Annotated in this window: 2 protein-coding genes; both read left to right on the top strand. The window is 66.4% G+C overall.

Annotated elements, in window-relative coordinates; genetic code table 11:
• The first annotated feature begins 704 nt into the window (after positions 1-704).
• Positions 705-1,010: a hypothetical protein gene (locus J0695_RS36555; protein ID WP_206969071.1), complete on the top strand. Its 306-nt coding sequence runs from the start codon at positions 705-707 to the stop codon at positions 1,008-1,010.
• The coding region (locus J0695_RS36560) for a hypothetical protein (protein WP_206969072.1) at positions 1,007-1,208 on the top strand (202 nt) is incomplete at its 3' end. The genes J0695_RS36555 and J0695_RS36560, both read left to right, overlap by 4 nt.

The raw sequence follows: 1,208 nt of genomic DNA on the forward strand, positions 1-1,208 counted from the left end.
CCCCCGCACACACCACCGCGACCAAGGCGATCAGCGACACCACCACCCATGCCCGCCAACGTGCACGCTCGGGAGTGCTTGGCAGCCGGTTCACCGGCTTGCTACCGCCACGCACGGCATCACCCGGCAAACAACGCCTGGCAGAAGAACGGAAACTGATCACTCACGATCAACGATCACGTTCCAGGCCGGTTGCGGTCGCCCTTCCACGCCCGCGCGGGGCCGACTCTGCGGTCACGCGTCGCGCATCAGCGCCCTCAGCCACATTCAGTGAGTTGACATCACGTCCGCCACCACATGGCACGAAGTCACCTCAACCGACAGGACGTTGACCAGGCAGTTCATCGAACGTGCGGATAAGGAGAAGCGGTTCGCTGATGTCGCTCAACAAGAGAGGGGGTTCCGAGGGCGCCGACATCGACGCCGGCGGACGCGACTCTTCCGGCACTGCCAGGGCAGCGACGTTCCATGTCGGCCGCGCTGGAGCATCCCCGGACCGGGGTCGCGGTACGGGTCTGCACACAACCCTCCACGGGCAGCTGCCCTGCTGGGCACCTTGGGCCTCACGAGATGTACCCACTCTCGCGCGGCCCGTACGGCGATACGCTCTATAGGGGAGCACCGCAGGGAGCGGGCCGAGGATTGTCGAATCAAGGAGGGCACGCATGACGACTGCCGCTCCGGGCGGACCGGGTGTCCCACCCATGCCTGAGAGAACTCCAAGAGCCCTGCGCGAAGCCATCGCCCAGCACTCCCCGCAGCTCCTCGCCGACTTCGATGCCCACTGGAAGCGAGACATCGCCGATGCGTATGACATCGCACCGGTTCCCGCGTTCATGGCCCGCTGGTGGGGCGAGTACGCCATCGCCCGCGACCCGCTCCTTGAGCAGAAGGTGCACGGCATGGAGGACGAGGCAGGCGAGGCAAGCGACTCCGCTCGCGCCAAAGCCCTCCTTGAAGAAGCCGGACACCTCCGCCGTGCCGCCCGCCAGACGGAACCCGGCCGGTGACCGACGGCTTCATGGGGCCGCCCTGGCAAGCTGACTGGGTCGAAGCTGCACGTATCTACCGCGATGGTCTCCCCGACGAGGTGCGGAAGCAGATCAGAGGCGGCATGGCAGAACTCATCACTGCCAGAAATCCCTACCTCCCCCAGGACGGGCTACCAGACGGCTACTACCTTGAACCCGCCCGCTCCAGCCGTCCGC

It is taken from the genome of Streptomyces beijiangensis (assembly GCF_017315755.1).
GTDB lineage: Bacteria > Actinomycetota > Actinomycetes > Streptomycetales > Streptomycetaceae > Streptomyces > Streptomyces beijiangensis.